Source organism: Cryptosporangium minutisporangium, assembly GCF_039536245.1.
Lineage (GTDB): Bacteria > Actinomycetota > Actinomycetes > Mycobacteriales > Cryptosporangiaceae > Cryptosporangium > Cryptosporangium minutisporangium.
Genome location: NZ_BAAAYN010000047.1, coordinates 185,997 through 196,289 on the forward strand (window position 1 = coordinate 185,997; position 10,293 = coordinate 196,289).

At 74.9% G+C, this 10,293-nt stretch carries 8 protein-coding genes and 1 pseudogene; 5 read left to right on the top strand and 4 right to left on the bottom strand.

The annotated features are described in order from the left end of the window. Positions 1-26 precede the first annotated feature (26 nt). Together ABEB28_RS33705 and ABEB28_RS33710 are read left to right on the top strand one after the other, a co-directional pair. Positions 27-1,295: a CoA transferase gene (locus ABEB28_RS33705; RefSeq protein ID WP_345732304.1), complete on the top strand. Its 1,269-nt coding sequence runs from the start codon at positions 27-29 to the stop codon at positions 1,293-1,295. Further along, on the top strand, positions 1,289-2,770 hold the full coding sequence (locus tag ABEB28_RS33710; protein WP_345732305.1) for an amidohydrolase family protein: 1,482 nt from the start codon (positions 1,289-1,291) through the stop codon (positions 2,768-2,770). Before ABEB28_RS33705 ends, ABEB28_RS33710 begins: the two co-directional genes overlap by 7 nt. Positions 2,771-2,804: 34 nt before the next feature. On the opposite strand, the pseudogene ABEB28_RS33715 reads toward ABEB28_RS33710, so the two are convergent. Continuing rightward, a pseudogene (locus ABEB28_RS33715) lies at positions 2,805-2,918 on the bottom strand (SDR family NAD(P)-dependent oxidoreductase); the annotation flags it as partial. Between the two features lie 167 nt (positions 2,919-3,085). Here ABEB28_RS33715 and ABEB28_RS33720 point away from each other — a divergent pair. Continuing rightward, positions 3,086-3,910, top strand: coding sequence for a DUF4253 domain-containing protein (locus ABEB28_RS33720; RefSeq protein ID WP_345732306.1), 825 nt, complete (start codon positions 3,086-3,088; stop codon positions 3,908-3,910). Positions 3,911-3,912: 2 nt separating this feature from the next. Here the strand turns inward: ABEB28_RS33720 and ABEB28_RS33725 are convergent, their stop codons facing one another. After that, positions 3,913-4,827, bottom strand: coding sequence for an NADP-dependent oxidoreductase (locus ABEB28_RS33725; RefSeq protein WP_345732307.1), 915 nt, complete (start codon positions 4,825-4,827; stop codon positions 3,913-3,915). Positions 4,828-4,962: 135 nt separating this feature from the next. Between ABEB28_RS33725 and ABEB28_RS33730 the strand changes: the two genes are divergently transcribed. Together ABEB28_RS33730 and ABEB28_RS33735 are read left to right on the top strand one after the other, a co-directional pair. Beyond that, positions 4,963-5,412 carry a MarR family winged helix-turn-helix transcriptional regulator gene (locus tag ABEB28_RS33730; RefSeq protein ID WP_345732359.1) on the top strand — a complete coding sequence of 150 codons (450 nt, stop codon included), beginning with the start codon at positions 4,963-4,965 and terminating at the stop codon, positions 5,410-5,412. After that, positions 5,409-6,488: an enoyl-CoA hydratase/isomerase family protein gene (locus tag ABEB28_RS33735; protein ID WP_345732308.1), complete on the top strand. Its 1,080-nt coding sequence runs from the start codon at positions 5,409-5,411 to the stop codon at positions 6,486-6,488. Before ABEB28_RS33730 ends, ABEB28_RS33735 begins: the two co-directional genes overlap by 4 nt. Positions 6,489-6,531: 43 nt before the next feature. Here the strand turns inward: ABEB28_RS33735 and ABEB28_RS33740 are convergent, their stop codons facing one another. After that, positions 6,532-9,315 (bottom strand): DUF4062 domain-containing protein, encoded by a 2,784-nt coding sequence (locus ABEB28_RS33740; protein ID WP_345732309.1) that lies wholly within the window; start codon positions 9,313-9,315, stop codon positions 6,532-6,534. Positions 9,316-9,415: 100 nt separating this feature from the next. Further along, positions 9,416-10,249 carry an SDR family NAD(P)-dependent oxidoreductase gene (locus tag ABEB28_RS33745; RefSeq protein WP_345732310.1) on the bottom strand — a complete coding sequence of 278 codons (834 nt, stop codon included), beginning with the start codon at positions 10,247-10,249 and terminating at the stop codon, positions 9,416-9,418. Positions 10,250-10,293 lie beyond the last annotated feature (44 nt).

Sequence of the window (10,293 nt, forward strand, 5' to 3'; positions counted from 1 at the left end):
GGCGGGGAGACAACTACGCTGGCGACGTGTTCTCCGCGCGCTGCCGCCCGTCGCTCCGCGAGGAGGGCGAACACGTGGCACGCGTCCTGGGCACCGCCGTGCCCGCCGACGACGCAGCGGCTCCGTGCGCGGTCGAGACGTGGTTCGGCTGGGGCCTGGCCGAGCTGACCGGCGCGCCGGACGGTCCCCCGACGGCTCCCGGCGCTCCGGTGACCGCGCGGGTCGGCGCGCTGCTCGACGCGCTGTCCCCGCTCGCGATCGACGCCGCGCACGTGCTGGCCGGGCGTGCCGCGCTGCACGGCTGGGCCCGCGCCGGGCGGACGTCGGCGAACGGCAGTTGCCGGCTCCTGGCGGCGGCCGACGGCTGGCTCGCGGTGAACCTGTCCCGCCCGACCGACCTCGACCTGCTTCCGGCCCTGCTCGAGGCCGAGGTCGACGGCGATCCCTGGGACGCCCTGGCCACGGCCGCCGCAGCCGCACCCGCCGCGACGCTGGCGGCACGCGCCCAGCTGCTCGGCATCCCCGCCGCCGTCCCGGGCAGCGCGACCGGTATCCCGCCGCTCCGGACGCACCACCTCGGCGGCTCGGCACCGGTCGGCGGCTCGTTCGTCGTGCTGGACTTCTCGGCGATGTGGGCCGGCCCGCTCTGCGTCCACGTGCTCGGCCGCGCCGGGGCGCAGGTGGTCAAGGTCGAGGACGTCCGGCGTCCGGACGGCGCCCGGTTCGGACCGCCGGAGTTCTACGCCGAGCTGCACGACGGGCACGCGAGCCTGGTCCTGGACTTCTCGACGCCGGAGGGGCGCGCCGCGCTCGCCGCGCTCGCCGCCGACGCCGACGTCGTCGTGGAGAGCAGCCGCCCGCGGGCCCTGCGTCGGCTCGGGCTGGTCGCCGAGGAGTGGCTCGCGGCCCGACCGGGCCGGACCTGGATCTCGATCACCGGATACGGCCGGGACGACCCGGAGCAGCGGGTGGCGTTCGGCGACGACGCGGCGGTGGCAGGCGGCCTGCTCGCGACCGCGCCGGACGGGACGCCGGTGTTCTGCGGTGACGCGATCGCCGATCCGCTGACCGGGCTGTACGCGGCCGCCGCCGCGCTGGCCTCCCGGCGAACCGGCGGCGGCCACCTGCTCGACGTCGCGATGGCCGGGGTCTGCGCGGACCTGAGCCGTCCGGGTGACGCCCCCGTGGTGGAGCACCCTCGCGACGCCGACGGCGTCCTCCGTCATCCGGGCGCCACGACGCCCGGCGGCGACCCTCACGACCGGGCCGGTGACGGGTGGGCGGCGCCGTGCTGATCCGGAACGCCGAAGTGGACGGCGTCGCGCGCGTCGACGTCCGCACCGACGGCGCCCGGATCACCGCAGTGGGCCCGGGGCTGGACCGGTCGCCGGACGAGGCCACGGTGGACGCCCGCGGCGGCGCGTTGCTGCCCGGCCTGCACGACCACCACGTCCACCTCCGGGCCTGGGCGGCGACCCGCTGGTCGGTGCGGCTCGCGGTGGCCGACGGGCCGGACGACTTCGACCGGCGCGTCCGAGAGGCCGTCGCCGCCGCACCGCCGGACGTCTGGCTCCGCGGCATCGGCTGGCACGAGAGCACCGGCGGCCCGCTCGACCGGCACCGGCTGGACGCGTTGACCGGCTCGCGCCCGACCCGGATCCAGCACCGCACGGGTGTGCTCTGGGTGCTCAACAGCGCGGCGCTGGCGCTCACCGGAGCCGCGGGCAGCACGGCGGACGGCGTCGAGCGGGACGCGACCGGCGAGCCGACCGGGCGGCTCTGGCGGGCCGACGGGTGGCTGCGGGAGCGGACCGCGCCGTTGCGTGACCCGTTCCCGGAGGTGCTGGCCGACCTGGCCCGGCAGGCCGCGGCGTGGGGAGTGACACGCTGGACGGACGCCACCCCCGGCCGGGACCAGGCGGAGACGACCGCGTTGGCGGCCCTGTGGTCGAGCGGCCGGGGCGATTCCCCGGCTGGGACGAGTGCGCCGGCCGAGCGGGGCGCGGCCGACCCGGGCGCGGGTCGACCGGGCGCGGGTCGACCGGGCGCGGCTGGGGCGAGCGGGCTGCGGCTGCCGTGGCTCGTGCTGATGTCGCCCCCGGGCCTGAGCCTCCCGGCGGGTACCGCGGTGCGGCTCGGTCCGCAGAAGCTGATCCTCGATGACGCCACACTGCCCACCGTGGACGCGCTCGCCGCCACGATCGGCGACAGCCACGCCACCGGATCCCCGGTCGCCGTGCACTGCGTCACCGCCGAGCAGCTGGTGACGCTCGTCGCCGCGATCGAGGAGGCCGGCGCCGTCCCCGGCGACCGCGTCGAGCACGCCGGGATCGTGCCGCCCGGGTACACCGCCCGGCTCGCCGCGTTGGGACTCGCGGTGGTGACCAACCCGGGCTTCCTCGCCGACCGCGGCGACGCCTACCAGCGGGACGTCCCGGCACCCGAGCGCGACTGGCTCTACCCGGTGCGCTCGCTGCGCGACGCGGGCGTTCGAGTCGCCGCCGCGACCGACGCCCCGTTCGGGCCGCCCGACCCGTGGGTCGCGATCGCCGCCGCGAGAGACCGCCGGACGCCGGACGGCGACGTGCTCGGCCCGGACGAGCGAGTACCGGCCTCGGTCGCGCTCGGCCTGTTCCTCGCCGACCCGGACCGTCCGGGGCACCAACGCCGGATCGCGCCCGGTCACCCGGCCGACCTCTGTCTGCTGCACACCCCGCTCGCGACCGCCCTCGCGGCCCCATCGTCCGAGCACGTACGGACGACGCTCTAGGACGTCGGGGCAGGCGCCGCGCGACCGAAGGGCGCTACCAGGGGACCAGACCGTGGCGGTCGCGGAAGGTGCCGGTCGGAGCGTCGGCGCCGATCGTCGCGAGGGCCACGATCGCGTCGGTGCCCTCTTCGACGGTCTGCGGACCTGCGGATCGTCACGTACACCGCACCGGCCGACTCCGAGGACGCCGCCAAGCTCGACTTCCTGCGGGTGGCCGCGCCCGTCGCGGCGGGTTGACGCGGGCACACACCGGCCGCCGGCAGGAAGGTCGGAACAGGTGCGGGACTGTCGGAGGGCGCCGCTACCGTCGGCGGCATGATGGGATCCAACGATGCGCTGGCCGCCCTCGCCGCCGACCCGTCCGGTGGGTCACTCGGCCTGACGCTGCCACCCGGCCGCCTCCGGCACGAGACCGAGGACGGCCCCCGCGACCAGCCGATGCTCTGGCTCAGCGACGATCAGCCGGCCGCCGATGCGTGGACGGTACTTCGAGCCGCTCACGCCCGCACCGGACTATGGCCGCTGCTGCTGAGTGGCCTCTCGGAGGACGAGCCCGATCGTCCGTGGGCCAGTGGCGAACTCGACCCCACGATGGTCACCTCCGAACCCGGCGCCCACGACGCCGAAGAGCTCCTCGCCGGCTGGTGGGCCGCGTACACCCCGGACGACGATTCACAGTCCGCGGCCACTGCTCCGTTCGGCACCCGGTGGCCCGGCCTGGCTCCGCCCGGGGTCGATCAGGACGATCCCGACGACGCCGCTGCCGAGGTCGCGTACATCCTGGCCGACGCCGACGTACTGACTGAGCCGAGGCTGGGCCTGGTGCCGAGCCGACGCGGTGCCGACGCCCCGGCCGCCCTGGGCTGGGGCGGGCCGCTGAACTACGAGAACGACACCGCCCAGTTCTCCGCCGTGCTGCGCAGCTGGGAGGATCGGTTCGGGGCCCGGCTGGTCGGGCTCGGCTTCGACACGCTGCTCCTGAGTGTCGCCGCACCCCCGACCGACCACGATCATGCGTTGCGGGTGGCCGCCGAGCACTTCGCGTTCTGCCCGGACAACATCTGGCAGGGCGCCGGCTCGCTCGAGCAGTACGCGGCCGACCTGACCGGGGTGTCCGTCTGGCGCTTCTGGTGGGACTGAACCTAGGGAATGAGCACGACCTTGCCGGCGAGCTTCCCGGCCTCCGACCGCTCGTGCACCGACGCCAGCTCGTGCAGCGGCAGCCGCTCGGCGACGTCGATCTCCAGCTCACCGGCGTCCACCCGGGACACCAGCGTGGCCAGCTGGGCCGCGTCACTGCGGACGTACATGCGCACCGCCCGCACCGGGCCGTCGGACGGCGGGTCGGTGATCGTCGAGACGTAGACGCCGCCGGGCGCGACCAGCCCCAGCAGCGGGTCGTCCGCACCGGCCACCAGGTTGAGTACGACGTCGACCGGCTCGGCGACGGCGTCCACGACCGCGGTGACCGTGTGATCGACGATCTCGGCCGCGCCGTACCGGTGGGCTCGCTCCGCGGTGCGCGAGCTGGCGGTGGCGAGCACGTGGGCACCGGCGCGGGCGGCCAGCTGCACCGCGTAGCCGCCCACCGCTCCCCCGGCGCCGTTGATCAGGATGCGCTGCCCGGCTTGCAGGTTCGCGTGCTCGAACAGCGCCTGCCAGGCGGTGAGGCCGCCGACCGGCAGCGCGGCGGCGTCGGTGAGCGGGACCCGGGTGGGTGCGGCGGTGAGCACCGACGCCGGAACCAGCGCGTACTCGGCGGACGCACCGGCGACGTCCAGCGGTAAGAGCCCGATCACCGCGTCACCGGGGGTGAGGCCGGCGACGTCCGGGCCGACCTCGGCGACCCGGCCGGCCAGCTCGATGCCGGGGACGTACGGGAACGCGCCCGGAAACATCGGCTGGAGGTACCCGGCGCGGATCGCGGCGTCGACCGGGTTGAACGCCGCCGCCGCGGTCTCGAGCAGTACCTGGCCGGGGCCGGGCACCGGTCGGTCGAGGTCCACAGTGGTGAGAACCGACGGCGATCCGAACTCGGCGTAGCGCTGAGCCTTCATGACACACTCCTCCTCAGTTGCTTCGAACTCGAAGCACTCTTGTACCGTAGCATGCTTTGAATTTGAAGCAAGTAGAATCGACGAGTGACGAAACCCGGCCTCGACGCCGCCGAACTCGGCGCGTACTTCGCGCTGATGGACGTCAGCAGCCTGCTCCAGCACGCGATCGAGCAGCAGCTCCGTAGCGCAGGGGAGCTCACGAACGTCCAGTTCAAGATCTTGATGCGGCTGTTGGAGGCGTCGGACGGGCAGCTGCGGATGACCGACCTGGCCGACAGCCTGGTGGTCAGCCGCAGCGGGCTGACCTACCAGGCGGGCCTGCTGGAGAAGGCAGGGCTGATCACGCGTACCCCCTCCCCCGACGACGAGCGCAGCACGACACTCGGCCTCACCGCGGCGGGCCGGGAGCGGATCGCCGCGGTCCTCCCCGGCCACGTGGACGTCGTCCGGCAACTGTTGCTCGACCCGCTCACCCGGGACGACCTCGGAGCGCTGGCCGACCTGCTGACCCGCGTCCGGGACCACATGCGAGCGGCGCCGCCCCGGTCCGCGGCACAGCGCGCCCGCAAGCGGGCGGACTCGTGACGCCCGACGTCCCACGACTCGACGTCAGGGCCCTGCTGGACGCGCTCGGCGACCCGCGAGCCACCGAGACGTTCTCCCCCGTGCTCGGGGTGCCGCTGGTGGCGGTGGAGGTTCCGGACGGTGCCGCCGCCGCGGGCCTCGCCGGGCTCGTCGACCCGAGTCGGTCGGCGGTCGACGTCCGGGCGCTGCCGTGCGTCGTCGTTCTGGTCGCGCCGGACCCGGCGGTGTTCACCGGGGTGGGGCACGTGCCGCTGCTGCTCGGCGACGTCCTGCTCACCGATGACCCGGACGCCGCACGGCCGTTCGTCGCCCCGTCCGACGGCAGCGCCGCGGGGCTGGACGCGCTCACCGCGGTGGCCGCGGCCAACCCGCTCGCGGCGTCGGCGCTGGCCCTGCTGCTGCGCTCGGCCGAGGGGCTCGACGTCCCGGCCGGGCTGGTGGCCGAGTCGGCGACGTACTCGACGCTCCAGGCCGGGGCGGAGTTCCTCCGCTGGCGATCCGGGCGGCCGGTCAAGCCCGCGGAGGGGAGCGGCGACCGAGTGCGCGTCGAGCGGGAGGGCAGCCTCGTCCGGATCACTCTCGTGCGGTCCCAACGGCGCAACGCGCTCGACGCGGCGATGCGGGACGCGCTCGCCGAGGCGTTCGCGCTGGTGATCGCGGATCCGGACGGTCGCCTGGAGCTCCGCGGCGACGGTCCGGACTTCTGCGCAGGCGGCGACCTCGACGAGTTCGGAAGCCGCCCCGACCCCGCACTCGCGCACCTCACCCGGCTGACGCGCAGCCCGGCCCGGCTGCTGCACACCGTCGCCGGTCGCGCCACCGTCCACCTGCACGGCGCCTGCCTGGGCGCGGGGATCGAGCTGCCGGCGTTCGCCGGACGCGTCGTGGCCGCCGAGAACACGTCGATCGGCCTGCCGGAGGTGACGCTCGGGCTGGTGCCCGGCGCCGGCGGAACCGTCAGCCTGCCGCGCCGGATCGGCCGCCAACGCACGGCCTGGCTCGGCCTGTCCGGGCAGCGCGTGGACGCCACCCAAGCGCTCCGCTGGGGCCTTGTCGACAGGGTCGAAGAAAACTGACCAGGTAGCGACGTATCACCCGCCGCGATACGTCGATACCTGGTCAGAACGCTGAGTCCACGAACGCGTGGACGTCGCGCTCGAGCGGGACGGTCACCGACTCCCGCGTCGGAAGCACGGGCTCGCCCACGCCCAGGTCGCGCAGCAGCGCACGCGCGGACTCCAGATCGTGCGCGGACGCGTACGGCGGGCCGTCCCGCCACGCCTGCGTGTAAGCGTTCAGGGCGTGTTTCGTCGCCTCGTCCGCGCGGCCGAGCGCGAGCAACGCCATCGCGATCCGGTGGTGCGGACGTGCGGCCGGGTGCAGTCGGGCGAGCCGCTGCAGCGCCTCGTCCAGCGCGCCTTCCGCCTCCTCGCGCCGGTCGAGCTGGGCCAGCAGGTACGCGGTGGTCGCCGGCGCGGTCTCCCGCCCGGCGTCCCGGTCGTAGCGCTCCACGTCCTGCTGCACGGCGAGCGCGTCCGCGTACCGCCCGGCGCGGAGCAGCCACTCCGCACGCAGCTCGGCCACCCGGCGGCGGTGCCGCCAGTCACCGGCGTACGCCGCGGCGGCGTCCAGCGCCTCCTCGGCAAGGTCGCCGGACGCCAGCGCGGCGACGCACCGCCAGTACGCCAGGGCCGCCTCCGACCACGCGGCCGGTGGGATCCGCACGGACGCCGCTGCGGCCGCCGACTCGTCGAGCAGCGCCAGGCCCTCGTCGAGCCGTCCGCACCGGATCGCGCCGATGCCCCGCTCGCCGAGCAGCCAGGCGTCACCTTTCGCCAGGTCTCCCGCCGCGTCCCGCACTGCCGCGTAGAGCTCCAGCGTCCGGGCCGCCGCGAGCTCCTGGCCGGCGGCGGCCAGTCCGACGGCGAGCCGCGCCAGGCTCCGCGCCACCGCCTCGGCGTCCCGGGCGAGCAGCGCGTCGGCGAGCAGGCTGGTGTCCTGCGCGACCGCGACCGTGTACTGGCCGAGCAGGTAGTACGCGATCGCGAGGTCGGCACGCACCGCTCGGCTGCCGTCCGCGGCGAGCGGCGTCAGCAGCTCGACCACCGTGGCCGCTGCGCCGAGGTTGAGTAACAGCGGGTCGCCCAGCGCCCGCGACCAGACCGCACTCGCCTCCGTCCGCTGCCCGGCGCCGACCAGCGCGTAGAAGAGCGTGAGCGTCTGCCGGAGGTCCTCGACGCTGGTCGCGGTCGCCGGATCCTCCGGTGGCAGGCTCTGGAAGTGGTCGCGGATCCGTTCGTTCGCGGCGACGCGCTCCGGAGCGTCCAACGTGTCGTGCACGTAGGAGCGGACGATCGGGTGCAGGTCGTACGCGGTGGCCGCCGTCGACCGATCCCACCAGAGCAGTCCGCGCTCCTCGAGGTCGGTGAGCGCGGCGTCCAGCCGGACGCGTGCCTCCACGTCCTCCGCGGCCCCGTCCCAGTCCCGCGCGTTGCCGGGGCGGAACGGGTTGATCGCCTCCATCGTGGTCCGGTCGACCGCCCCGGGCAGCACCGAGATCCAGCCGAGCAGCTGGCGGTGCGGCGCCGGGGTGGCGGCGAGCGCGGCGTCCAGCAGGTGCGCGCGGCGCCTCGCCAGGTCGAGCCCCGCGAACTCGGGCCCGACGCCGTCGGCCAGCCAGCCGTCGAGACCGCCGGGGTGGGTCCTGGCCAGCCCCGCGACGACGCCGACCAGCAGCGGATGGTTCTCCAGCTGCCGGAAGAACGGGGTGACGCGCTCCGGGACGCCCGGCGCGCCCAGCCGGTCGAGCAGGACGCGCGTGTCCGCGTCGGTCAGGCCGGGGAGCCCCAGGTGCGTGACGCCGGGCACCGGGCGCCCGTACCGGCCGGCTAGCGCGTCCGGCATCAGACGGGTGCTCACCAGCACCTTCGACGGCCCCACCGAGGCCAGCGCCCGGACCACCTCGTCCGCGTGCGGCTCGATCAGCGACCGGCGTGCCGATTCCACGTCCTCGTCGCGGAGCTTGGACGGGTCGAACCGCCCGAACGCCGTGAGCAGCCGCTCGAAGCCGTCGAGCACCAGCAGGTACGGACGTTCGCGTAACGCGGCGAGCACTCGCTCGGTGAGCTCGGTGCGGCCCAGCCGACCCACTTCGTCGCGGGGCAGACCGGAGACGTACACCAGCGTCTCCCGCAGGAACCGGGTGATCGACGCCGAGCCACCGTAGAAGCTCCACCAGAGCCGCCCGTACAGGCCGTCGACGACCTCCGGCGCCCGGGCCCGCGCCCACTCCCAGGTCAGCGCGCTCTTCCCGATGCCGCCGATGGACTCCACCACGAGGACCGGGTCATCCGAGCGGCCCCAGGCGTCGAGCGTCTCCAGCGCGTCGGCCCGCCCGGTGAACGGTGCGCTGCCGACGTACGGCGGCACCGCGTGGAAGGCCGGCGGAGCCGGTACCGCCGGAGCAGGCTCGGGCTCCGCGCCGCCACCGTACGGGGCCAGCGCCCGCAGCAACGCCGCCCGGAACTCCGGCACGCTCGCCACCCGGGTCAGCCCGTGCCGCGTCCGGAGCACGGTCGCGAACCGATCGACGCCGTCGTCGGCCGGGTCGTTCTCGCTCCTCGGTGCCACCGCGAACGCCAGGATCCGGGGGCGCTGCCGTCCGGCCGCCCACTCGTACTCCAGCTCCAGGTAGGAGGCGTGGGTGCCGGGCGGTCCGCTCCCGAAGCCGGCCCCGAGCAGCAGGACCAGCAGATCGCATCCCCCGACCGCGGCCCGGCGCGCCGCCGGGTCGGGAAGGTCCGCGGCGTCCACCGGTTGCAGACCGAGCCGATGGCAGACCGCGATCGCGGCTCCACGGTACCGAGCCGACTCCTCCGACGTGCTGCTGACGAAGACCCGCACCGACCCCTCCCGCGTCGCCCGTCAGCGTACGGAATCGGTACGGCTTGGCTAGGCCGTGTCCTGTTGATCCATGCTCGCAGCGAGATCCACAGGACACGGCCTACGGCAGGATCGAGTCCACGTAGCCGCCGTCGACGCGGATCGCGCCCCCGGTCGTCGCGGATGCGAGGTCGGAAGCCAGGTACGTCACGAGATGCGCGATCTCCGGCGGCTCGATCAGGCGCTGGAGCAGCGACTGCGGACGGTGCTCGGCCATGAACCGGCGCTGGGCCTCGTCCCACGGGAGGTCGTCGCCGACCAACTCGGCCACGAAGTCCTCCACGCCGCGGGTGTGCGTCGGTCCGGCGAGTACCGAGTTGACGGTCACCCCGGTACCGGCGGCAGCCTTCGCGAAGCCGCGGGAGACCGCGAGCAGCGCGGTCTTCGTGACCCCGTAGTGCACCATCTCCACCGGCGTGACGACCGACGAGTCGCTGCTGATGTACATCACCCGGCCCCAGCCGCGCTCCATCATGCCCGGCAGATACGTGCGGGTGAGCCGGACGCCGGTGAGCACGTTGACGTCGAAGTAGCGCCGCCACTCGTCGTCGTCGATCTCCAGCACCGGTTTGGCCCCGAAAATGCCGAGGTTGTTGACGAGGATGTCCAGCTCGGGTGCCTCCGCGCGGACGGCGTCCGCGCCCGCAGCGGTCGTCACGTCGGCGGCGACGCCCCGGACGTCGGCGCCGGACACCTCGTAGCGGATCGTCTTCACCGCCTCGTCCACCCGCTCGGCGGACCGTCCGTTGACCAGGACCCGCGCGCCCGCGGCCGCGAGCCCGGCGGCGATCGCGTAGCCGATGCCCTGGGTCGAGCCGGTCACCAGCGCGTGCCGGTCGGACAGGTCGATCGCGACGGTGGGGCGGATCGAGAAGATCGATGGGTGCTCCCTCATGCGAAGGTCATTCCCTTCCCGGGAGCGCCGCACGCCGAAAATGC

Bases quoted from the DNA above. Each gene is read 5' to 3' on its own strand.
- ABEB28_RS33720 (WP_345732306.1), top strand. From the start codon at position 3,086: ATGATGGGATCCAACGATGCGCTGGCCGCCCTCGCCGCCGACCCGTCC.
- ABEB28_RS33725 (WP_345732307.1), bottom strand. From the start codon at position 4,827: ATGAAGGCTCAGCGCTACGCCGAGTTCGGATCGCCGTCGGTTCTCACC.
- ABEB28_RS33745 (WP_345732310.1), bottom strand. From the start codon at position 10,249: ATGAGGGAGCACCCATCGATCTTCTCGATCCGCCCCACCGTCGCGATC.
- ABEB28_RS33730 (WP_345732359.1), top strand. From the start codon at position 4,963: ATGGACGTCAGCAGCCTGCTCCAGCACGCGATCGAGCAGCAGCTCCGT.